23 protein-coding genes and 2 pseudogenes are annotated in these 21,508 nt (G+C 71.2%); 15 read left to right on the top strand and 10 right to left on the bottom strand.

Annotation, left to right across the window (positions count from 1 at the left end; translation table 11 throughout):
- Positions 1-28: 28 nt before the first annotated feature.
- The 3 genes from OG332_RS01295 to OG332_RS01285 all read left to right on the top strand — a co-directional run bounded on the left by OG332_RS01295 (position 29) and on the right by OG332_RS01285 (position 3,298).
- Entirely contained in the window at positions 29-922 is an 894-nt protein-coding gene (locus tag OG332_RS01295) for an arginase family protein (protein ID WP_327411672.1), read from the top strand.
- Between the two features lie 246 nt (positions 923-1,168).
- Positions 1,169-1,786, top strand: a complete 618-nt coding sequence (locus OG332_RS01290; protein WP_327411671.1) for a flavodoxin family protein — start codon at positions 1,169-1,171, stop codon at positions 1,784-1,786.
- A 165-nt stretch (positions 1,787-1,951) separates the two neighbouring features.
- Positions 1,952-3,298, top strand: coding sequence for a hypothetical protein (locus OG332_RS01285; RefSeq protein WP_327411670.1), 1,347 nt, complete (start codon positions 1,952-1,954; stop codon positions 3,296-3,298).
- 5 nt (positions 3,299-3,303) lie between these two features.
- Here OG332_RS01285 and OG332_RS01280 read toward each other — a convergent pair whose 3' ends face one another.
- Positions 3,304-4,266, bottom strand: coding sequence for a glycosyltransferase family 2 protein (locus tag OG332_RS01280; protein ID WP_327411669.1), 963 nt, complete (start codon positions 4,264-4,266; stop codon positions 3,304-3,306).
- A gap of 157 nt (positions 4,267-4,423) precedes the next feature.
- On the opposite strand from OG332_RS01280, the gene OG332_RS01275 reads away from it, so the two are divergent.
- The 3 genes from OG332_RS01275 to OG332_RS01265 all read left to right on the top strand — a co-directional run bounded on the left by OG332_RS01275 (position 4,424) and on the right by OG332_RS01265 (position 6,558).
- The gene (locus OG332_RS01275) at positions 4,424-4,948 is read left to right on the top strand and encodes a hypothetical protein (protein ID WP_327411668.1); all 525 of its coding nucleotides are present in this window, start codon (positions 4,424-4,426) and stop codon (positions 4,946-4,948) included.
- Between the two features lie 396 nt (positions 4,949-5,344).
- On the top strand, positions 5,345-6,076 hold the full coding sequence (locus OG332_RS01270) for a hypothetical protein (protein WP_327411667.1): 732 nt from the start codon (positions 5,345-5,347) through the stop codon (positions 6,074-6,076).
- A gap of 83 nt (positions 6,077-6,159) precedes the next feature.
- A complete protein-coding gene (locus OG332_RS01265; RefSeq protein WP_327411666.1) occupies positions 6,160-6,558 on the top strand; it encodes a peptidase inhibitor family I36 protein in 399 nt (132 codons plus the stop codon).
- A gap of 107 nt (positions 6,559-6,665) precedes the next feature.
- On the opposite strand, the gene OG332_RS01260 is transcribed toward OG332_RS01265, so the two are convergent.
- Positions 6,666-7,883, bottom strand: a complete 1,218-nt coding sequence (locus OG332_RS01260) for an FAD-dependent monooxygenase (protein ID WP_327411665.1) — start codon at positions 7,881-7,883, stop codon at positions 6,666-6,668.
- Between the two features lie 22 nt (positions 7,884-7,905).
- Here OG332_RS01260 and OG332_RS01255 point away from each other — a divergent pair.
- Positions 7,906-8,034: pseudogene (locus tag OG332_RS01255) on the top strand (DUF4440 domain-containing protein); the annotation flags it as partial.
- 66 nt (positions 8,035-8,100) lie between these two features.
- On the opposite strand, the gene OG332_RS01250 reads toward OG332_RS01255, so the two are convergent.
- A complete protein-coding gene (locus tag OG332_RS01250; protein WP_327411664.1) occupies positions 8,101-8,811 on the bottom strand; it encodes a dioxygenase family protein in 711 nt (236 codons plus the stop codon).
- Positions 8,812-9,108: 297 nt separating this feature from the next.
- Between OG332_RS01250 and OG332_RS01245 the strand changes: the two genes are divergently transcribed.
- Together OG332_RS01245 and OG332_RS01240 are read left to right on the top strand one after the other, a co-directional pair.
- Positions 9,109-10,200: a sugar ABC transporter substrate-binding protein gene (locus OG332_RS01245; protein WP_327411663.1), complete on the top strand. Its 1,092-nt coding sequence runs from the start codon at positions 9,109-9,111 to the stop codon at positions 10,198-10,200.
- A 170-nt stretch (positions 10,201-10,370) separates the two neighbouring features.
- Positions 10,371-11,591 carry a cytochrome P450 family protein gene (locus tag OG332_RS01240; protein WP_327411662.1) on the top strand — a complete coding sequence of 407 codons (1,221 nt, stop codon included), beginning with the start codon at positions 10,371-10,373 and terminating at the stop codon, positions 11,589-11,591.
- Between the two features lie 20 nt (positions 11,592-11,611).
- Here OG332_RS01240 and OG332_RS01235 read toward each other — a convergent pair whose 3' ends face one another.
- The 3 genes from OG332_RS01235 to OG332_RS01225 form a co-directional block, all read right to left on the bottom strand.
- On the bottom strand, positions 11,612-12,046 hold the full coding sequence (locus tag OG332_RS01235) for a hypothetical protein (protein ID WP_327411661.1): 435 nt from the start codon (positions 12,044-12,046) through the stop codon (positions 11,612-11,614).
- Positions 12,047-12,144: 98 nt separating this feature from the next.
- Positions 12,145-12,801, bottom strand: a complete 657-nt coding sequence (locus tag OG332_RS01230; RefSeq protein WP_327411660.1) for a class I SAM-dependent methyltransferase — start codon at positions 12,799-12,801, stop codon at positions 12,145-12,147.
- A gap of 48 nt (positions 12,802-12,849) precedes the next feature.
- Positions 12,850-13,074, bottom strand: coding sequence for a response regulator transcription factor (locus OG332_RS01225; RefSeq protein ID WP_327411659.1), 225 nt, complete (start codon positions 13,072-13,074; stop codon positions 12,850-12,852).
- A 254-nt stretch (positions 13,075-13,328) separates the two neighbouring features.
- Between OG332_RS01225 and OG332_RS01220 the strand changes: the two genes are divergently transcribed.
- Positions 13,329-14,780 (top strand): amidase, encoded by a 1,452-nt coding sequence (locus tag OG332_RS01220; RefSeq protein WP_327411658.1) that lies wholly within the window; start codon positions 13,329-13,331, stop codon positions 14,778-14,780.
- A 171-nt stretch (positions 14,781-14,951) separates the two neighbouring features.
- Positions 14,952-15,512, top strand: coding sequence for a hypothetical protein (locus tag OG332_RS01215; protein ID WP_327411657.1), 561 nt, complete (start codon positions 14,952-14,954; stop codon positions 15,510-15,512).
- 88 nt (positions 15,513-15,600) lie between these two features.
- Here the strand turns inward: OG332_RS01215 and OG332_RS01210 are convergent, their stop codons facing one another.
- A complete protein-coding gene (locus OG332_RS01210; protein ID WP_327411656.1) occupies positions 15,601-15,942 on the bottom strand; it encodes a hypothetical protein in 342 nt (113 codons plus the stop codon).
- Positions 15,943-16,211: 269 nt separating this feature from the next.
- Here OG332_RS01210 and OG332_RS01205 point away from each other — a divergent pair, with 269 nt between their 5' ends.
- Complete coding sequence (locus OG332_RS01205; RefSeq protein ID WP_327411655.1) at positions 16,212-16,619, top strand: alpha/beta fold hydrolase; 408 nt, start codon at positions 16,212-16,214, stop codon at positions 16,617-16,619.
- A gap of 64 nt (positions 16,620-16,683) precedes the next feature.
- Positions 16,684-17,007 (top strand): alpha/beta fold hydrolase, encoded by a 324-nt coding sequence (locus OG332_RS01200; protein WP_327411654.1) that lies wholly within the window; start codon positions 16,684-16,686, stop codon positions 17,005-17,007.
- A 44-nt stretch (positions 17,008-17,051) separates the two neighbouring features.
- Here OG332_RS01200 and OG332_RS01195 read toward each other — a convergent pair whose 3' ends face one another.
- From OG332_RS01195 to OG332_RS01185, 3 genes and pseudogenes are all read right to left on the bottom strand, one after another.
- Positions 17,052-18,299, bottom strand: coding sequence for an MFS transporter (locus OG332_RS01195; protein ID WP_327419067.1), 1,248 nt, complete (start codon positions 18,297-18,299; stop codon positions 17,052-17,054).
- Between the two features lie 166 nt (positions 18,300-18,465).
- Positions 18,466-19,005, bottom strand: a complete 540-nt coding sequence (locus OG332_RS01190; RefSeq protein ID WP_327411653.1) for an HPP family protein — start codon at positions 19,003-19,005, stop codon at positions 18,466-18,468.
- A gap of 289 nt (positions 19,006-19,294) precedes the next feature.
- Positions 19,295-19,417: pseudogene (locus OG332_RS01185) on the bottom strand (hypothetical protein); the annotation flags it as partial.
- A 158-nt stretch (positions 19,418-19,575) separates the two neighbouring features.
- Between OG332_RS01185 and OG332_RS01180 the strand changes: the two are divergent.
- Together OG332_RS01180 and OG332_RS01175 are read left to right on the top strand one after the other, a co-directional pair.
- Positions 19,576-19,956, top strand: coding sequence for a CU044_2847 family protein (locus tag OG332_RS01180; protein WP_327411652.1), 381 nt, complete (start codon positions 19,576-19,578; stop codon positions 19,954-19,956).
- Positions 19,957-20,142: 186 nt separating this feature from the next.
- A complete protein-coding gene (locus OG332_RS01175; protein WP_442816089.1) occupies positions 20,143-21,504 on the top strand; it encodes a S41 family peptidase in 1,362 nt (453 codons plus the stop codon).
- Positions 21,505-21,508 lie beyond the last annotated feature (4 nt).

Below are 21,508 nucleotides of genomic sequence, written 5' to 3'. Positions count from 1 at the left end.
CGGTGCCCCCCTGCGGGATCATGGTTCCGTGCGCGAAATCGCGATCATCGAGGCACCGTCCGTGCTCGGACTGCGCCCGTCCGGCGTCCAGCACCTGCCCGCGGCGCTGCTCCATGCCGGTCTGGCGGACCACCCCGGCCTCGTGCACGCCGGCCGGGTCGACGCACCGGCGTACGACCCCCGGCGGGACCCCGGCACCCAGGTCCTCAACCCCGCAGGCATCGCCCGGTACTCCGTCCGGCTGGCCGACGCCGTCGGGGCCGTACTCGACGACGACCGATTCCCCGTCGTCCTCGGCGGCGACTGCACCGTCCTGCTCGGCAACCTCCTCGCCCTGCGCCGCTACGGCCTGTTGTTCCTCGACGGCCACACCGACTTCTACCAGCCCTCGGCGGAGCCGACCGGCGAGGCGGCCTCGATGGAACTCGCCCTGGCCACGGGCCGCGGCCCCCGGCTGCTCACCGACCTTGAGGGCCGCGGGCCCCTGCTGCGCGACGAGGACGTCGTAGCCTTCGGGTTCCGTGACGCCGCCGAGTCCCGCGAGGCCGGAATGCAACCGCTGCCGCCACGGCTCCGTGCGATCGACCTCGACGGTGTGCGCGCGGCCGGCGCCGCGGTCGCCGTGCGCGAGGCGATCTCCCACCTCACGCACGACGAAAGCGCCGGCTACTGGGTCCACCTCGACGTCGACGTCCTGGACGACGCGGTCATGCCCGCCGTCGACTACCGCATCCCCGGCGGGCTGACCTGGTCGGAGCTGGAGAGCGTGCTGGGCACGGCACTGGCCGACGAACGGGCCGTCGGCCTCGACGTCACGATCTTCAACCCCGGCCTCGACCCCGACGGGTCCATCGCGGCCCACCTCACCGCATGCCTGCGCCGGGGACTGTCGGCACGAACCGGGACCGACCACACGCGCTGATCGACGAGATCGCCGAACTGAACCGCCGTCCGCACGAGTGGAGTTCCGACACCACTCGGACCAACGCCCCCTGCTGACCCGAGCGGTCCTACCGTTCCTGCACGCCCGACCTGAGCCGCCGGGGCGGGGGCGAGGGGGCGCGCAGCGGCGCCGCTGGCGGAATAGCCGTGCAGGTCCGGAGTGTTGGAGGCGGAGATCGAATCCAAATCCACCCCCGCTCCCGGGGGTCCAAGAACTGGAGCAGACGTGCCGACCGAGACGCCCCGCGCAACCGACCGCTCGTTCCTTTTTGTCCTCGGCAGCTCCCGCGCGGACGGCAACACCGAGACACTCGCGCGGGCAGCCGCGGAACAGCTGCCCGCCGAAGTGCCCCGGCGTTGGGTGGACCTGGCCACGCTACCGCTGCCCGATTTCGAGGACGGCCGTCACGAGAGCGCTTCCCGGACCGTCGACGAGAACGAGGAACTGCTGCGCCGGGCCACCCTGGAGGCCACCGACATCGTCATCGCCTCGCCCCTGTACTGGTACTCGCTCTCCGCGCAGACCAAGCGCTACCTCGACTACTGGTCGGGCTGGCTGACGGTGCCCGGCTCGGACTTCAAGCAGCGGATGGCGGGTCGGACCCTGTGGGGGGTCACGGTCATGGCCGATCGCGACGAGGTGGTCGCCGACGGACTGGTGACCAGCCTCAACAACTCGGCGGCCTACATGCGCATGCGATTCGGCGGGGTGCTGTTCGGCAACGGCTCGCGGCCCGGCCAGGTGAAGAACGACGAACGCGCCATGGTCCGCGCCAAGACGTTCTTCCACGGCGAGGCCCCACTCGCCCGTTTCCCGTTCGAGGAGGAGCCCGCGGGCCGGTAGCACCACGAGGAGCACGACTGCCTGCGGACTCGGCATCCGCCGCGCGCGTGCCGCCCGGACCAGCGGGGTCCGGGCGGCCCGTGGCCGTGGGACACGTCGCGGCGTCTTCACCCGGTCGGCACGGTGATCCGTGAGAGGCGGCCCGGGCCGGAGGAGTACTTTCGGATGCACCTCCGCGGGGCCTTCGCCAGACTGATCGTGAAGCAAGGCACCGTACGGGCTGCCACGGCCGTGCGGCGGATCGTGGATCTCCCTCCGAGCGGGGCCGAGACCGCCGACGAGACGATCGCGGGGCTGGAGATGGTGGAACCGACCCGGCCGGCGGCCCGCGATGGGCGCCACTCCCTGCTACCGCCGGTCGTCGCATGGCTGATCACGAACCTCATCACCTGGATGGTCGCGAAGGCATCCGTTGCCGGCGACGGATCCGAAGTGGCGTACTGGTCCACCGGTGGTCGCAGCCGCTGGGATTCCGCGCACTACCTGTCCATTGCCAAGACCGGCTACGAGATGTTCTGGTGCCGGGAGCGCTACCCGAACTTCCGCGATGTCATGTGTGGAAACGTGGCCTGGTTCCCCGGGTACCCCATGTCCGTCCGGGCGGTTTCCGCCACCGGGCTCTCCTATGAGATGTCCGCCTTGGTCGTCACCGAAGTGTCTCTGCTCGGCATGTTCGCGGTGCTGTGGTGGCTGCTCGGCGCCCGGCTCACCTGGGCCACCGGCCTCACCCTCGCCATCGGTACCGTCTTCCCGGGCGGTGTCTACCTCCACGCCCTGTTCCCGATCGCCACCGGAACGCTGGCACTGCTCGTCTGCGTCGCCGGAGTCAAGCGCGGCTCCTGGGGGCTCGCGGCTGCCGGCGGTTTCGCGGCGGCCTCCTGTTATCCCGTCGGCGCCGTAGCCGTCGGCATGCTGCTCTTGAGCGCGTTCTTCGCGTGGCGAACCGACACGTGGACCGTTCGGTTCGCGAAGGCAGGGTTGTCGGCAGCCCTCGCCGGCTGTGGCGTGCTCTGGGCCAAATGGCTGATGTGGCAGGCGGCGGGCCACTGGGACGCGTACGAGATCCTCCAGGAATCCAGTTACGGGCAAGGAGGCCTGCACCAGCCTTTCGACGCGATGGGGCAGGCATACGATTTTCCGTTCAGGGACTGGTACACGCCCGAGGGGCACCTGCCGTGGCTGGTGGCGCACGGTCTTGACGCGCACAAGTCGCAGCTCTGGCTGAACCTCGCCTTCGTGCTGCTCGTCCTGGCCACGGCTGCGGCTCTGCTCGTCCGCAACCGTCGGCTCGACGTCGAGGAATGGGCTGCCCTGATCTTGACGGTTGCGATCTTCCTGGTGCCGTTCTTCGCCGGCGCGGACATGTCGTGGTACCGCAATCACGCGCAGATGTTCGTCGGGCTCATTCTGGTCAGGCGCATGTTCCGGTGGGTTCAGGTGCCGCTGTTGGCCTGCTGTGCCGTCCAGTACGCCCTCTTGGGGGCGATGTTCTTCTCCGGGGTGCTGGTCTGACCGGCCTACCGCTGTTCTTCGTCCGTGTCACGGGCGACGAAGTAGGTGGGCCGGGCCTGGACGGCCGTGTAGATGCGGGCCACGTACTCGCCGAGCATTCCCACGCAGAAGAGCTGGACGGCGCCGAAGAACAGGATCGTGATGATCAGGGAGGTCCAGCCGGGGAGGGTGTTTCCCGTCGAGTAGACGACGAGGGTCCAGGTGAGGAACGCGAGGCAGACGACGAGACTGAAGGCGCCGAGCGCCGTGGCCAGGCGCAGAGGGACCGCCGAGAAGCTGGTGATGCTGTCCAGGGCCAAGAGGACCATCTTGTGCAGGGGGTATTTGGTGGCGCCCGCCACCCGCTCTCCGCGCTGGTAGGTGATCTGGCCGCCGGGGAAACCGAGCCAGGGAATGAGCAGTCGGTAGATCTGCTGCTCGGGCAGGGTTTTGAGGGTTTCCACCACCGGGCGGGACAGCAGGCGGAAATCGCCGGCCTGAGCGGGTACGTAGGAGCCGGCCAGGCGGCGCATGAGCCAGTAGTAGGCGCCGGCTGTCCGGCGTTTGAAGCCGGTGTCTGCGGAGCGGTCCGTGCGGACGCCGTAGACGACGTCCAGGCCGTCCGCCCGAGCCAGGGCGAGCATGTCCGGGATGACTTCCGGCGGGTCCTGGAGGTCTGCGTCCATGCTGATCACATAGGCGCCGCGGGCGCGGTGCAATCCGGCGGTGAGGGCGGCCTGGTGGCCGCTGTTCCGCCGGAGGGTCACGACGCGGAGCTGGGGCCAGACGGTGCGCAGATCCTCCAGCAGGTGGGGCGTCTTGTCGGTCGAGCCGTCATCGACGGCGAGGACCTCGTACGGTTCCTCGCACCCGTCCAGGACGGGCCGGAGCCGCGCCGCCAGAACAGGCAGGGCCTCCTCCTCGTTGAAGACGGGAACCACGATCGACAGACAGACCGAGCCCCTGTGTGGGTCATGCACAGCACTCATGATGCGCGAAGCGCCTGGACCCGGCATTTTGAGAGACCGGAGCGCTGCCGTGCCGCCGGTGTGGGCTCGGACGAGGCATCTGGCATCCGCTGTTAGGGTGACGTGTGCCCGTCAAGGCGGGCTGTTTTCGGTCACTGATATTTCAACGGGGTTGAACGTGAAGCTTCGCCATGTCCGCGCGGTCGCCGTCTTCGGCATCGCCATCGTCGCACTCACCGGAGCCCGGGGCTCTCACGGCGCCAGCTGCGGCGGCAGCAGCCACGGCTCGAGCTCCAGCAGCTCCAGCGGGGGCACCAGCAGCGGTGGCAGCGACAGCAGCAGCACCAGCGGCGGCAGCAGCACCTCCGGCGGTACCTCCGTCACCGGCGGTTCCAGCAGCAAGAACAAGGCCGAGCGCGACATCCGGATCGACAGCTGCAAGCTGGACGACTCGGGCAAGAACCTGGTCGCCCGGCTCACCGTCACCAACAGCGGTTCGGTGGACTACACCTACAACATCACCATGAAGTTCAGCGGGGACGCCACCTCGACCGCGACCTCCGCCCAGGCCAGGGTGAGCGCACTCACCGTCAAGGCGGGTGCGTCCGCACAGGCCGAGGCCAAGACGGCGTACACCGGGAAGGGCGACGGCAGCGAGTACAAGAAGTGCTCCGTCGACAGCGCGACGAAGAGCGCCCTCTGACACACCGCCCGGCCCCGTCGGTGTGACACCGACGGGGCCGAGCCGTACCCGGCCGTCGTGCCGAACACCCACCCGGGTGCGGTGCGGGACGCCCTCGGACCTGCCGGGTCGGCCGAGCCAGCCGTGGGTCCCCCCGTACTCGATCTCCAGGAGCCGGGGGATGACATGTCTGGAAACCGGCCTGCGCGCAGGAGATCGAGGTGCCTGGCGGCCGCCGCTCTTGCGGCGGCGACAGCGGCGATCACCATCGGCGGCCTCGGATGCACGGCTGCCGGCAGCGCCCCTGCCGGCAGCGCCCCTGCCGGCAGCGCTCCTGCCGGTGAGCCACCGCGGGAGCCGACCGCAGCGCAGTGGGAAACGCTGGAGCACGCGGAGTCACTGCTCATCGGTCCGTGCATGAAGGCCAAGGGATACCGGTACACCGTCGTCCCGCCGGCCGAACAGCCGCCCCGCCGGCCGGACTTTCCGTACGGCATCGACGACGCGGAGTTCGCCCGCACGCACGGATTCGGTACGGACCTGGACCGGGAGCTGCTGAGCCGCGCCGAAAAGGACCCGAACCGGGTCTACTTCCAAGGGCTGGACGAGTCACAGAGGGCCGCCTGCTCCCTGGCGATGACGGGCACCGAGCGGCAGCGGATCAAGGTGACGCTGCCCAGTGGGTTCCGGATCGCGACGAACGACAGCGGGTGCCTGGCCGAAGCGCGCCGGAGGCTGTACGGGGACTACCCGGCCTGGTTCAAAGCCGCGCGGACCGTCGAGAACCTGACGACCGTCTACCAGCCGAAGGTCCTCGAAGACCCGGCCTACGCGGCGGCGGTGAAGGACTGGTCCGCCTGCACGGCCGGCCACGACTGGACGGTCGAGGACCCGCAGGAACTGCGGCTCAAAGCCTCGGCCGCGGCGCGCGACGTCCCGACCGAGACCGAGCTGGCGCGCGAACGCGCCGCCGCGGAAGCCGAGGCGGCATGCGCCCGTACCACCGGTCTGGTGACCACGGCCGCGCGTGTGGAACAGCGGTACCGCACGCAGCTCGAGCAGGCGCACAGGGACGCGATCCGCACCCGTGACCGGCTCGCCGCGGCGGCCCTGCCACGCGCCCGGCAGCTGGTCGACGACGCCCGCTGAACCGCCCCCCAGCTCCGCGCCCGGCACCGGGTGCGGTGAATCAGAAGAAGAAGCACAAGACACGAACGAGAAGGGCAGCACTCATGCGATCCAAGATCGTCGGCTTACTCTTCGCCCTGGTCGCCACACTGGGCCTCGGACTGATGACCGCGGCCCCGGCCACGGCCGGCACGGGCGCCTGCGCGAGCGGGAACTTCTGCGCGTGGTACTACACCAACTACGACGGCCCGAGCGCCTCGTGGTCCGGCAACGACGCCAACTGGTCGGACAACTACCTGTCCAACGGGGCGAACATCGACAACGACGACCAGTCGTGGCGCAACAACGGTACGGCGTGCGCCGGTTGCGACCACGTACGCATCTACGACGGCTACAACTACTCCGGCCAGATCGCCTGCCTGCACTTCGGGGACGAGGGCTGGTACCCCAGCGCCAACCCTGCAGACCGGGGATCGTCCCACCGCTGGGGCGGTGAGTGCTGACGGGCCCTGCCCGAGCGGACCGCTGATCGGAGCTGAAGTAGGTGGCTGTGCCCGCCCTTGCGTGAGCCTTCACGGAAGAGCGGTCACAGCCCTCGTCGCACGGGCTGTCAGAGGGGCGCCGAGCCGGTGACGGTCGCGAGGGCGTGGACGAGGACGCTGCCGCCCGGTGGCCGGTCGCGCCAGCGGGCGCTGACGTGGCCGTCGGGTCGGATCAGCAGTGCTCCCTCGGGGGAGACGCCGCAGCGGCCGGTGTGCTCGTCGGCAAGGGGCTCGACGCGCAGCGGCCATGGTGTGGCGCTTCGCCGCTCCCAGCGGGTGGGGTCGGGGGTGAGCAGGGTGAACCATTCGCCGAAGGCGTCGAGCGTCGAGCGGTCGCGTCCGAGCCAGAGGTGGGGCATGCGGTGGCCTGGTTCCGCGGTGGGGACGTAGTCCGTGCCCACGTCGGACGGCTCGGGCGGGGGACTGCCGTCGGTGAGGACGGCAGCGGAGCGGTAGGTGACGCCGAGGACGAGCCCGAGCTGGGCGAAGTACCGGTCCGACCAGGGAAGTTCGACGCGTGCCGGTGCTGCTTCGCCGGTCCGGAGCTGCTGTTGCCGCAGGCTCTGTGCCTGGAACATGAGGTGGGTGTTGGCCACTGCTTGGCGGAGGGTCAGGTGGGCGACGGGTTGTCGTTCCGTCGCGTAGGTGTCCAACAGGCTCGGTCCGGCCCACCCGCGGAGAACTCCCGCCAGTTTCCAGCACAGGTTGTGCACATCGGAGATACCCGTGTTCATGCCCAGGCCGCCGATGATGGGCAGCGCGTGCGCGGCATCGCCGGCCAGCAGGATCCGGTCGTGTCGGAAGCGCTCGGCGACGAACGCGTTCATGACCCAGTGCTGTACCCGCAACACGTCGGCTCGTACGGCGGCGCCGGGGCCGAGGGCGCGCGAGACGAGATCGGCCCAGTCTGCGCCGTGCGGATCCTCGGGTGTGGGAGCGAGCCAGGCCCAGCCCCCTTCGGGGTAGAGCGGGAGGAACGATCCGTGGGCGGTGAAGTAGACCCCGGCGGGCTGGTCGGCGCACCAGGTGTGGAGGTCGGCGTCGAACACGACGGTGGTGACGGCCGCCATCGCGCCGGGGCCGGTCGTGTCGATTCCCAGCCGCTGCCGGACGGTGGAGTTCGCCCCGTCCGCGGCGAGTACGTAACGGGCACGGACGTGCATCCCTCCACCGTGTGGGTGGTCGACGAGATGGGCCACGACGCTCTCGGGTTCTTCGGTCAGGCCGAGGAGCTCGACCCCGAACCGCACGGGTGCGTCTGCCGCGGCGAGCAGGATGGGTTCCAACCGGTCCTGCGAGGTCGCCACGCTCGAGGGCACCGGCCCCGACGGCGCGGCCGTCCGACTGGCCGGAACCGCCACGGACGTCGCCCGGCGCGGCCCGGACGGCCTGTGGCGCTACGTCATCGACAACCCGTTCGGCACCTCGCCCGCCTGACCGGCAAGGGTGCGCCCCCGGCCCGCAGACCGGTTTCCCCCTGCAACGGGCAGCCGGGCGCCCGGCTCAGGCGATCCCCACGGTGTACGCGGCACGGTAGCCGTCGCCGTCGGGCGAAGCGGCCAGCGTCATGGTGGCGCCGGCTGCCCGATAGCGGCTGTCCCGCTGGTTGGGGTGCTCCGGTGCGCGGCGGCGGGCGTAGGGCTGGCTCGCGTACACCTTCAGCAGGAGGTCCTCGGGGAAGAAGAACTGGGAGGTCGTCTCGGTCCGTGCGTCGGGGTGCACCTTGAAGTGGATGTGCGGTGCCAGCCCCGCGTACCAGCCGGGCACGATCGTCCGGAACACGCATCGGCCGGTGCCGTCGGTGACCTGAGTGCCGCGCAGGAACGTGGCCTTGCCGGTGGAGTAGGCGCCCGAGGCATCGGCATGCCACACGTCCACGGTGGCGGCCGCGAGTGGCCGGCAGCCCGCCGACACCCGGACCACCGTCAGGTCCAGCCGGAACGGCACTCCGCCCAGGCCTTCGGTGATGTCCGACCGCACCCGGTCCAGGTCCACGTAGTACGGGCCCGCGCCCGCCTCGGTACTGAGCACGCAGGCCGGGGCGGCGGTACTGCTGGCCTTGACCGGTAGGGGGGCCGAGGCCGACGGCTGGCCCGCAGCGCCGCGGGTACCGGCCGGGCCGGAGCAGGCGGCGGCCAGGGCGGCGGCCCCGGCCGTTCCGGCGGCCCGTAGAACAGCACGACGGCTGGTCCGGTTGGTGTCGTTCTCGGCCATGCGTCCACCGTGCCGGACGGCACGGTGGACGGTCGGTACCGACACACCAGGGACCTGCAGCTGACGCACCTCCCCGTCCCGGCCCGGGCCTGCTGCCATGTCTCTTCACAAGTTGACATGACGTCAGGAGTTCAGAGCGCCAGCGGGGGATAAAAGGCCAACATGGGCGATATGCGGCGGTGTCACGACAACGTTGCCAGGTCGTTAACACTTCACTTCTTGACGGCACTAGGAGGGCCAAGTTGACTGCCCCCACCTCGGCCGTACGGACACGGCCCCGTCAGGGAGGTTCACTTCGTGAACGCGAATCTGGGTCGTGCCGCCGTTGGACTGGCTGTTTCGGCGCTCACTGTCACGCTCGCCGCTTGCGGCGGCGCGGACGAGAGCGACAACGGGAGTGATGGTGCGGTCAAGATCGGCCTCCTGCTCCCCGAGAACGAGACCGCACGCTACGAGAAGTTCGACAAGCCCCTGATGGAGAGGAAGGTCGCCCTCCTGACGCTCGGCAAGGGGAAAGTGGTCTATGCCAACGCCATGGGGGACGCGGCGAAGCAGAACGCCCAGGTCGACACGATGATCGAAAACAAGGTCGACGTCCTGGTCATCGACGCGGTGGACTCCAAGGCGATCGCCGGGGCCGTGACGAAGGCCAGGGGCGCGGGCATCGCGGTCGTCGCCTACGACCGCCTGGCGGAGGGCCCGATCGACGCGTACACCTCCTTCGACAACGAAGACGTCGGTCGTGTCCAGGGCAAGGCGCTGCTGGAGTCCCTCGGCGACAAGGCCAGGGGCGGGAAGATCGTGATGATGAACGGCGCGGTCACCGACCCGAACGCCGCACAGTTCAGAACCGGTGCCAGATCCGTCCTCGAAGGCAAGGTGAACGTCGGCAAGGAGTACGACACCGTCGAGTGGAAGCCGGAGAACGCCAACAGCAACATGGCGGCCGCGCTCTCGGCGCTCGGCAAGGACAAGATCGTCGGCGTCTACTCGGCCAATGACGGCATGGCCGGCGGCATCATCGCCGCCCTCAAGGCCGCAGGTGTGAACCCACTGCCCCCGGTCACCGGTCAGGACGCGGAACTCGCCGGCGTGCAGCGCATCGTGGCGGGCGAGCAGTACATGACCGTCTACAAGCCGTACGCCCGCGAGGCGGAGGCCGCCGCGGAGCTCGCCGTCAAGCTCGCCCAAGGCGAGAAGATCGACGGAATCATCAACCAGGTGGTCAGCAGCCCGACCACCAAGCGCGTGCCGTCGGTGCTCATTCCCGGCACCTCCGTGACCAGGGACAACATCGGGAGCACCGTGGTCATCGACGGTGTCTTCACCGTCGAGGAGATCTGCGTCGACAAGGTCAAGGCCGCGTGCGAGGAGATAGGCCTGAAGTAGCAGACGGCGGGCCCGGCACGTCCAAGCGGTCACTGCCGGGGCGTGCCACCGGTGCGGTCCACAGAGGCCGCGGCGGACACCAACCAGCATGGCTGGAAACCGGCATTCAGGGAGACTTAGGCGTATATCATCGCGCTCCACGGAGAAGGCGACGTACTTCTGGAGGCATGATGAGCGAGCGGCCGGTCCTACTGCCCTACGCCGATCCGGCCTTCGTCTCGGACCCCTTCCCGCTGTACCGGCAACTGCGCGAGGACGGCCCCGTACGCCGCGTCGTCATCGCGGGAGGTCTGGAGGCCTGGCTGGTCACCCGCTACGACGACGGACTCGCCGCCCTCTCCGAGCCCCGCCTCAGCAGCGACGTACGCGATGCCTCGGACACCCGGCTCCTGCAGCAGCTGCCCGAAACGGAGCGCGAGTCGATGCTGAGCAACATGCTCCGCAGCGACCCGCCCGACCACACCCGCCTGCGCCGCCTGGTCTCCAAGGCGTTCACCGCCCGCAGAGTGGCGGGGATGCGGCCCCGGATCCAGTCCATCGCCGACCGGCTGCTGGAAGAGGTCGTCCCGTACGGCCGCGCCGACCTCGTGGCGGACTTCGCGCTACCGCTCCCGGTCACGGTGATCAGCGAACTGCTCGGAGTGCCGGTGGACGACCGGCACGACTTCCAGCACTGGACCGACCGCATGATCATGCGGGGTGCGGAGCCGCCGGACCCCGCCGTGGTGAACGAGGCGTGGCAGCACATGCGCGCCTACGTCACCGAGCTCATCCGGGCCAAACGGGCAGCCCCGGGCGACGACCTGCTCAGCGGCCTCATCACCGCCCGGGACCAGGAACAGCAGCTGACCGAGGACGAGCTGATCGCCATGGTGTTCCTGCTGCTGGTCGCCGGCTACATCACCACGGTCAACCTGATCGGCGGCGGCATCGCCATGCTGCTCGCCCACCCCGACCAGCTCGACCGGCTGCGCTCCGACCCCGAGCTGCTGCCGGGCGCGATCGAGGAGTTCCTCCGCTACGACGGACCGGTCAGCCCCGGCATCGCCCGGTTCGCGCGCGAAGACGTCGAGATCGCGGGCGTGACCATCCCGCGCGGCGCGACGGTACTGATCGCCTCGGCCATCGCCGACCGCGACCCCGCCCGGTTCGCAGACCCCGACCGCCTGGACGTCACCCGGCAGGACAACGCCCACCTCGCCTTCGGGCACGGCATCCACTACTGCCTGGGTGCGCCGCTGGCCCGCCTGGAGGGACAGATCGCCCTCGGCACCGCCCTGCGCCGGCTGCCCGGGCTCGCCCTCGCGGTAGCGCCCGACGAGATCCGCTGGCGCCCCGGGGGTCTGCGCGGCCCCCTCACCCTGCCGGTGACCTTCACTCCCGGCGGCTAGGACCTGTCCAACCCTGACTTCTACGCGATCCAGCAGTACAAGCCGCGGCCGTGTTCTTCCGTGCCGCGCGCCAGAGCGCCCAGACTCCCCACCATCTCGCGGGCCACATCAGGATCGATCGGCTCGCCGTCCTCTGCCCGCTGCCGGGCCCACTGCGCGCCCACTTCATCCAGCCGCGATGGCTCGGCCTCGGCCAGAGCGTCCACGAGGCGGGCCGACAGCGCGAAGACAACGCATCCGTCATCGTCCTCGCCGCCGACGATTCGCGGTTCGCCGGCCTCCAGGAGGTCTTCGAACCGGCCTCCGGAGAAGAGGCATTCCCACTCGACCACGGCCTCTTCGGCATCGAAGTTGCCGAACGAAAGGGACGTGAAAGCAGGTCCCGGTCCGGCCCCGACGGTGGTGGCGGCCGACGCATCGTCCGGTGCCATGAAGAACTTCACGATGATGCTCACGGGCGCATGATGCCTGACCGGTCTGACGCTCCGCCCGCGCGGTCGGGGGCGCCGGGATCACTGTCGCCGTGAGGGGAGCGGCTGACCTGCTCGGCGCGTCACATGGCGGCGACCAGGACGTACCGCTCGTCGTCCACCGGGCCACCCCACAGGGCGGGGGTGTCGCTGAGCGGTTCCACACGCACACGGGCGGCAAGGGGGCGCACGGCGGCAGCAAGGGCTTCGGCGCTGAGTCCGCCGTTCCACGGCAGTGATTCGGCGCCGGCCATATAGGGGGCTTCCTGCTGACCCGCCTCACTCCAACGCCCCTCGACCAGCACCAGCCGGCCTCCCGGCTGCAAACGCGTCACCCAATCGCGCAAGGCGGCCTCCGGATCGGGCAGTGTCCACACCAGGTGCCGTGACAGCACGACGTCGAAGCGCTCGTCCCCGGTCGGGGGAGCCATGGCGTCGCCGACCAGGAAACGGCCCGCGAGGCCGGCGGCCTCGAATTTCGTGCGCGCCCGCTCGATCATGCGCGGCGCCAGGTCGACGCCGGTGGGCCGGTGGCCGGCCTCGGCCAGCAGCAGGGACACCGATCCGGTGCCGCAGTCGATGTCGAGGACGCCGACCGGACGGTCCGGCATCACCGACTGCAGGAGCCGGGCCCACGCGGCGCGCGTGTCGTCAGCCCTCAGCCCGTGGTCGGGCTCCTCGTCGAAGGCCGCTGCGGCGGCATCCCAGTAGGCGGTGATCGAAGCGGTACGGTCAGTCATGGTTCCAGGTTCTCAGGGACCACTGACATCAGAGCGACGGTGTCGGTGTCAGAGTCCGAGGGCGATGGCCATGCGGGTCATTTCGGCGGTGCTGTTGATGTTGAGCTTGGCGCGGATGCGGCGGAGGTAGGCGTCGACGGTGTGCTTGGAGAGGCCCATGTGGCGGGCGGTCTGGAGGTAGGTGTGTCCGGCGGCGATGTGGCGCAGGGCTTCCTGCTCGCGGGGGGCGAGGACGGTGGCTTCGGCGTTCGGCGCGGTGAGGGTGAGGCTCATGGGATTTCCTCCGACGTTTCGTCTCGGTCATCTCTGCTCGCGTCCTCGGAAGCAGGGGACGTATTCCGGAATGTCGGTGTTTGTCCCTGATAAAGAGATTGGCCGCGCGACTTCATGGGGGTGTCCGCCGACTGTCACAGGCGTGTGACAGGCCATGTCGGCGCATGCCGGGCCGACATCAGTCGCTTGACGTGCACGTGGCGGGGCGCCAGCCTTGCTCGGAGTTACCGGCAGGTAAAGCGGAAGGGGTGGGCATGGACAGGGACGGCGCACGGGGCGGGGAGCAGGGCGGGGAACAGGACCGGGACGATGCGGAGTTGATGTTCCAGTCGGTCGAGCGGCAGGCCGAGCTGGTGCGCACCGGCGTGATCACCTCCCGCGCTCTCGTCGAGGCCGCACTGCGCCGCATCGCCCGGAACGATCCCGCCCTCGGAGCCTTCCGTATCGTCCTCGCCGAGCAGGCCCTCGCCGAGGCCGACGCCCGGGACGCGGAAGGGGCGGACGGCCCCCTCCACGGCGTGCCGATCGCGGTCAAGGACGAGCTGGACGTCGCCGGGCAGGTCACCACCTTCGGCGGCGTGGCCAACCGCACCCCCGTGGCCGGCGACTCCGAGGCCGTACGCCGCCTGCGCGCCGCCGGAGCCGTCGTGATCGGCAAGACGACGATGCCCGAGTTCGGCCAGTGGCCCTTCACCGAATCCGCAGCCCACGGCCACACCCGCAACCCCTGGGACACCTCCCGCACCCCCGGCGGCTCCAGCGGCGGTAGCGCCGCCGCCGTCGCGGCCGGGTTGGTCGGGGCGGCGCTCGGCGGCGACGGCGGCGGCTCCATCCGCATCCCCGCAGCCTGCTGCGGGCTCTTCGGGCTCAAGCCCCAGCGCGGCCGGGTCTCCACCGCTCCGAACCCCCACCTCTGGTACGCCCTCGGCACCGTAGGGCCGCTGACCCGCACCGTGCGCGATTCCGCCCTGCTCTACGACGTGCTCGCCGGCACCACCCCCACCGACCGCTGGAGCGCCCGCCCGACGACCACCAGCTGGGTGCGGGCCCTGGAGACCCCGCCCGAACGGCTCCGCATCGGCTACGCCGCCAAGCCCGCCGTGCCCGGCGTACGCCCGCATCCGGCGCACGTCGAGGCCCTGCTGGAGACCGTACGGGCGCTGCGCGAACTGGGTCACGACGTACGGGAGGTCAACCCCCGCTACCCGGACGCGACGGCCCCGTTCGCCGCGCAGTTCTGCGGCGGGGTGCGGGCGGAGGCCGCCGCGGTCGAGCGGCCCGACCTGCTGGAGCGGCGCACCCGCAGCACCCTCGCGCTGGCCCGGATGGTGCCCGAATCCGCCGTGGAGCGCGGGATCCGGGCGGGGGAGCGGCTGGCACTGCGCGCCGACCGGATGTTCACCACCATGGACCTGCTGCTGACCCCGGTCATCGCCGAGCGCCCGCGTCCGGTGGGCGCACTGGACGGCGCCGGACTGCTGACGGCGCTGGCCCGCTCGCGCCCGATGGTCGCCTACACCGCGCTGTGGAACGTCACCGGGCACCCGGCCGCCTCCGTCCCGGCGGGCCACGGCTCGGACGGGCTGCCGCTCGCCGTGCAACTGGTGGGCCGCCGCGACGACGAGGTGACCGTGCTCCGGGTGGCGGCGCAGCTGGAGACGGTACGGCCGTGGGGGGAGCGGCGCCCGGAACCGCCGACCCGGTGAACCGATGCCGGCGATCGATGCCGGTGAGGCGCGGCTATCTGGGCCACTGATATCCGTCAAGTCGCGAAATCAGGGGGCATGACGCGGTTCGGGCGCCGGGGCCTACTTGAGTCATGGGTTCACGCAGAACCGGTGGCCCTCTCCCCATCCCCCCACGTAGGAGGTTCTCTGATGCCCCGCACTTCCCGCACCCTGCGCCTCGTGATGCTCACGGCCTCGACCTCGCTGGCGGCAGGAGCCGTACTGCTGCCCACCGGCGCTTTCGCCGCCCCGGCGGCCCCGCGCACGATCACCCTCCAGGCCGACCGTGGCGGCAACGACCACGAGGACCGCCAGGACGAGGACTGGAACCAGGGCGAGGACCGGAACGAGGACGAGGGCGGCTCCCGCGAGGAGGGCTCCGGCGCGAGCGAGGAGTCGAGCACGGAGCAGGGCGGCTCCCAGGAAGGGGACTCCGGCGCCCAGGAGGAGGGCTCCACCGAGGGCCAGGACGCTTCTGAGCCGGAGGACTCCGAGTCCGGTGTGGTTCAGGAGAGTTACTGCAGCGACCCGAAGGCGCTCCCGGGGCTGTGCGTCGACGGCAAGCCGCTGCCGAAGGGCGACGGCACCGTCAAGATCCCGCAGGGTACGAAGCTCTGCCTCGGAATCGACACTCCCGGGCAGTGCGCGGACCGGCAGAGGCCCACCGTGCCGATCCCCACGGGCAGCTCCACCGTTGAGCTCGCTGTGTGACGCCGGCCGCCGGCCGCGAACGGACGGGGCGCACACGAAGGGCGCGGCTCCTGAAGGGGCCGCGCCCTTCGGCGTCCGCAGCAGGACCTCAGCCGAGCGGCTGCTCGACCGTGCTGGTGCCGTGACCCTCCTGGGACTCCCACGTCCACGTCTCCTCCAGGCGGAGGCGGCCGTCGGAGAGTTCCGTGACGAGCGAGGTGCAGTGCCCGGAGGCGGTCGTGCCGTCGAGGCGGAGCTGGACGTAGCGGAAGTCGATCGAGTCGTCCGCCCGGGTGCCGACGAGGTAACCCCTGACCACGTCCCCTCCGCCGTACTCGGCCCAGACCCGGTCGTCCTGCTCGTGGTACTCGAACCGGGTCTGCCGGCCCACCTGGCCGGGGGCCTGGTCGGCCACGGGGACGAAGACGAGGCCGTCGAGCGAGCGCGCCACGGGTGACTCCTGGAGTAGGGCTCCGGGGCCTGCCCGGCTGCGTGGACTGTCCGGGCCGGCCCGGGAGGCGGTGTGTCGGTTCGACCAGGTGGCCTCGGCGTGATCTCGTCCGCCCGTACGGGTCATCACGAGGCACGCCCAACGTACCGTACCGATGGCGCCCGTTGACCGCCCGGGCCGCTGCGCCGCCCGGTGCCCGGTCGTCGCCCGGGCGCGGCAGCCGGACGGTCGGCGGGGCCCGAACGGCTTGGAGAGCAGGGGGATACGACATGTTCAAGGTGGTCTCGTCCGACGGCACGGTGATCGCCTGTGAGCGGCACGGCGACGCGGGCCCGGCACTCGTTCTCGTCGGCGGCACCTTGATGCCCCGGGCGCGGCACGCACCGCTCGCCGCGCTGCTGGCGCGTGACTTCAGCGTCGTCAACTACGGCCGCAGGGGCCGCGGCGACAGCGGCGACCACCCCGTCTACGACGTGCAGCGCGAGATCGACGACCTGGACGCGGTGATCGAGCGGGTGGGCGGGCCGGTGTTCCTCTTCGGGATGTCCTCCGGAGCCGTCCTAACCCTGGAGGCCGTGGCCAGGGGCAGAGCCGTCTCGGCCCTGGCCCTGTACGAGCCGCCGTTCGTCTCGACGGGACCCGCCCCCCGCTGCCCGCCGACTACGTCGACCGCGTGAAGGCGGCCGTCGCCACGGGGACGCGGCCGAGGCCCTCACCCACTTCCTGACCGCGGGGCCGGCCATGCCGGACGACTCCATCGCCGGGATGCGGCACACCCCTGTCTGGGCCGCCTGGGAGGCCACCGCCCCCACCCTGCCCTACGACGGTCAGGTGATGGCCGGCACCATGTCCGGCCGGCCGCTGCCCACCGACCGGTGGCGGTCCGTGAACGTACCGGTCCTCGTGGGCTACGGCAGCGCGGGAGAGACGTACATGGCCAACGGGGCGAAGGAACTCGCCTCCCTCGGCGACCACTACACCCTGCACGCCGTGCCCGGCCAGAACCACAACGTCGACCCCCACGCCCTCGCGCCGGTGCTGACCGCCTTCTTCACCGGCTCGTAGCGGCCGCAGCCCGCCTCCGGACGTCGGGGCGGCGCGTCGCGATGTCAGGTGAGGTTGCGGGCCGGCTCGCGCTCGTGCCGGGGCGGGTGGTCGTGCCGGGGGAGCAGGAGCGGGGTCGCCATGAGGACGAGACCGGCGATCACGAGCGCGGTGCGGGGGCTGGTGACCCCGGCGAGCAGGCCCCACAGAGCGGTCAGCGCGGCAATGGTGGCCTTGCTGGTGACCGACCACGCGGACAGGGTGCGGGCGACCCGGTCCGCCGGGGTCCGAGCGAGGCGGTAGGTGGCGAACACGGGGTTGCACACGCCCATGCAGGTGATCAGCCCGAGTTCCACCGTCATGACGAGCACGAGCCCGGCAGGGCCGGGGCCGATGAAGGCCAGCCCGAGCAGCCAGAACGCCCGCAGCGCCCCGGCGGTCACCATCACCCTGTGCTGCCCGAACCGCGCGACGACCCGCGGGGACAGCCGTGAGCCGATCAGGCCGCCGACACAGGGCACGGCGAAGGCGAGGCCGTACTGCCAGGGCGTGAATCCGAGGTCGCGGACCATGAGGACGGCGAGCAGCGGCGAGGCCGCCATGATCAGGCCGTTGACCAGGACCGTGTTGGCGAACAGCGGGCGCAGCGCCGAGTCGGTCAGGATGTACCGCCACCCTGCGGCCAGGTCGCCGACGCGCAGCCGTGGCCGCGCTCCGGCGGGCCCGGGACGCACCTCCCGCCCGCCCATCGCGCGGATCCCCACCGCCGAGAGCAGGTAGCTCACCGCGTTGGCCACCATGGTCATCACCGGGCCGACCAGGACGATCGCGGCCCCGCCGAGTGGCGGGCCGAGCATGGTGGCGGTCCAGGTCGTGGACTCGAACCGCCCGTTCGCGACGAGCAGGTCCTCCCGCCGGACGAGCGCCTTCAGGGCAGCGCCACTGGCCGCCGTGAAGGCGATGTCGGCTGCGCCGACGACGACCGACACGACCAGGAGCTGGGCGAAGCAGAGCCGGCCGAGCGCGAACGCCACCGGCACGCTCATCAACGCTGCGAACCTGACCAGGTCCATCGCGATCATCACGGGCCGCTTGCGGCGGAACTCCACCCACGGGCCGAGCGGCAGCGCCACCACCGCGCCGATGGCCAGCCCCGAAGCCGCCAGCAGCGACACCTCGGTCGTCCCGGCGTGCAGCACGAGGATCGCGATCAAGGCGAACGCATCGAACGCGAGCCATGTGCCGAGGGTACTGACCGCGTACGCCGCCCAGAGCCACCCGAACTGCCGACCCAGCGACCGCCCAGCCACCATGATCGGCGCACCCTCGCTCTCCCGTACGAACACCAACACGTTGACCGGCGAAATCAAAGCGAGCGACACACCGAGAGGTCAAACGACCGACCGGCGGGCAGACCGAAACGAGCCAGACGACCGCCACCCGGGGCGGCGTACTCACGGCATGCCCCGCTCCGGCAGGTCACCACCAGTAGGCGGGGTACCTCGGCGCGTTGCGGCGAACACGGGAAGCGGCGTATCCGGTCAGGACCAGCAGGACCGCCGAACCGAACAGCAGCGGGACGAAGCGGCCGGGGGCGGGCGTCTGCAGCAAGATGATCACGGCAGTGGCCACGGCCGGCGAGTGCGGGGTGCGGGCGGCCATGTTCAGGGCGAGGGTGAGGCCGGCCGCCACGGCCGCCGCCCAGGCGCTGCTGCCCGCCACCGCGAGAACGCCGTAGCCCACGGCGCAGCCCACCAGGTGGCCGATGACCACACCGCGCGGCTGGGCGAGCGGCAGGGCCGGGGCACTGTGGACCAGCGCGGCGCTGGCGGCCAGCGGGGGTATCAGCACCGGCTCGTGGATCATCGCGCCGATCGCGACGAGACCCAGCAGGACGGCGGTCACCGCGCAGATGCTGTGCAGCGCCGCCGCCGGGGCCCGCACGGCTCCCTTCGCCCCCGGGCGAAGGGCGGGGGCAGGCGCGGGGGGCTCGGGGCGCAGGGCCGTGTTGGTGCTCATGCAGGGAACGTCCGGGATAGGCGGCCGACGGGCCGGGGCAGGGCGGGAGAGCGCCCGGGCGGGTTGTGGCCGGGGCAGGGGCGGCCCGGGGCGAGGGTGGGCCGGGACGTCCGGTACGACCATATCCGGCTGGTATCGGAAGGCTTCGCCGGGGGCGGGGCCCATCAGCCGACGGCCCCGCTGCAGTCTCCGGCGGACGCTTCGCGACGCCGGGTGCCACCGTGTGCCCGAACACCTCCACCGAGCACTCGTCGCCGCGCAGGTACTCCTCGACGAGGGCGTCCCGCGGCATCGGGGCGCCCCGCTCGTCCACCGCCGCGGCGTGGGCACGGCGGCATGGGTCGGCGACCTCGTCGCCCTCCGCACACAGCCGTACTCCGGGGCTCCCGGAACCCCGGACCGGTTTCAGCACGACGGGACGCCCGATTAACTCGGCGGCGGCCCGCGGGGTGGCTGGCGGCCGGGTCGGGCGATCGCCCTGCACGAGCCGGGCGCGACCTGCACAATGGCCCTCGGCGAGGTCAACGACGCGCTGGTGTAGGTCAGTCGTCCGTGGCGGGGGGAGAGCCGATGGAACGTCGGATCCAGCAGATCGAACTGCCGGGCGGGGAGACCGTACTGACCCGCGTGAGCGTGTTGAGCCCCGAGGACGTGCCCCACGGATCGGAGGAGTCCGCCTACGAGGACGTGGGCGCGCTGGACCATCTCACCGCTCGCGTGGACCAGTTGAACGAACTGGTCAGCGGCATCGGGTCCGCCGTGGTCGAATCCGCGCGCGCCGCCCGCCCCGACGAGGTCAGCGCCACCTTCGGGATCGAGCTGGTGGTGAAGCCGGGCAAGGCCGTAGCCCTGCTGGCGGACGGCGAGGCGAAGGCCGCGATCTCGGTCACCCTCACATGGCGCCCCCGAGAAGGGGAAGGCGCGGTGCCTCCGGACCACGCAAGCGGATGAACACCGCGAGACTCGACGTGCGCTCCCGCGTGGTGAAACGCCCTGAGGTTCCGTCTCGTTGCGGGGGATAACCCCCGGCCGGGGCACCGGTTCGCCGGATGTCCTCCGAGCAGGCCCCCCGCCATGATCGTTTTCTGAGTCGGGCCGTGCCGGCCCGGCACGCCGAGGGCGAGACGAGGAAGTCGAATGGGACACAAGTGGCTCAAAGGAGCCAGGGCCGTGACGGTCGTGATGGCGTCGGCCCTGGCCGCCGGGGCGGCCGTGCCCGCCGCCGTGGCGGGACGCCCGGCCCATCCGACGGGTTCGGTCGACGGCGTCTGGCGCGTGGACGGCTACGGCACGGTTCTGTCGATCGCGGACGGGCGCCTGCGGGAGCACCAGACCACGGCGATGGGTTGTGCACCTGGCTACGAGGCCGTGCGGACGGCCCCGGGCACCTACCGCGTCGAGGACGGCACCTTGCTCACCGTCCGCCCGCAGGGAGTGCTGCACGTGTCCGGATCCACGGGTGACCGCCGACTGCGGCGGCTCGCGGCACTGCCGAAGGCCTGCGAACGGCAGTCGCCCACCGACCCGCTGACCACCTTCGACGTCTTCTGGAGCACCTTCGAGGAGAACTACCCCTTCTTCGCGGACAAGGGCATCGACTGGCACGCCGTCCGGGACACCCACCGCCCCGAGGTCCACGCGGACACCACGAGGGAGGAGCTCTTCAACCTCTTCGCCGACATGGTGGGACCGCTGTACGACGCGCACGTCGCCGTCGTCGAGCAGGGCCGCCGTCCTTTCGTCCGGACCCGGCCGGGCACGAGCGATAGGCCCGACCTGCTGGACGCCAAGGCCAAGGAGCACATCATCCGGCGGGACCTCGGCGGCACGAAGCCGCAGGAGTTCGGGAACGGCCGCATCTCCTACGCCGACCTGCCCGACGGGCAGGGCTACCTGCGGATCTCCGGATTCGCCGACTACGACGAGCAGGACCCCGGGTACGCCGCCCAGCTCGCCGGACTGGACCGGGCGCTCGACGCGGTCCTCACCCCGGAGCGCACGGCGGCCCTTCGGGGGCTGATCATCGACCTGCGGGTCAACGGCGGTGGCGAGGACGCCCTGGGGGTGCACCTCGCCCGGCGCCTGACCGACACCCCGTACGTCGCTTACCGCAAGCGCACCCGCGCCACCCCTGCGCAGGCCGTCAGGGTGGAGCCGGCCCGGGACGCACCCCGCTACACCGGCCCCATCGCCGTACTCACGGGCGGCACGACGTTCAGCGCGGGGGAAACCTTCACCCAGGCCCTCATCGACCGACCCGGCCGGACCATCCGCGTCGGAGAGCCCACTCAGGGGGTCTTCTCGGACACCATGGTCCGCGCGCTCCCGAACGGCATGAGCATCCGGCTCCCGAACGAGGAGTACCTGACGCGCACGGGGACGACCTTCGACATCACCGGGATCCCCCCGCACCTCCGGACGCCGGTCTTCACCGAGGAGGAGTTCGAGCAGAACCGCGACTCGGCCTTCGACACGGCCGCCGCGGCACTGAAGAGCTAGCTAG

Source organism: Streptomyces sp. NBC_01233 (assembly GCF_035989305.1).
Lineage (GTDB): Bacteria > Actinomycetota > Actinomycetes > Streptomycetales > Streptomycetaceae > Streptomyces.
Note: the sequence above shows the minus strand (reverse complement) of the source record. Positions and strands in the feature narration are given on the sequence as shown.